Origin of the sequence: Psychrobacter sp. TB20-MNA-CIBAN-0197, from assembly GCF_040309765.1 — a bacterium.
In the GTDB taxonomy this organism is placed as follows: domain Bacteria; phylum Pseudomonadota; class Gammaproteobacteria; order Pseudomonadales; family Moraxellaceae; genus Psychrobacter; species Psychrobacter submarinus.
Genome location: NZ_JBEOPC010001146.1, coordinates 1 through 248 on the forward strand (window position 1 = coordinate 1; position 248 = coordinate 248).

The 248-nt window shown below is 58.5% G+C and carries 1 pseudogene; it reads left to right on the plus strand.

Annotated elements, in window-relative coordinates:
- Positions 1–248, plus strand: a pseudogene (locus AAEY83_RS17520) (GntP family permease); the annotation flags it as partial.

The window sequence follows — 248 nt, forward strand, 5'->3', positions numbered from 1 at the left end:
GTGTTCGGCAAGCTCATCGAACTGTCCGGTTTCTCGCGCTCGATCGTCGCCGCTGCGATTCGCTTGCTCGGGACTAAACAAGCGATGCTGGTGATCGTGCTGGTCTGCGCCCTGCTGACTTATGGCGGCGTGTCGTTGTTCGTCGTCGTCTTCGCTGTTTACCCGTTTGCAGCGGAGATGTTCCGCCAAAGCAATATTCCCAAACGCCTGATCCCGGCGACCATTGCCCTCGGCGCATTCTCGTTCAC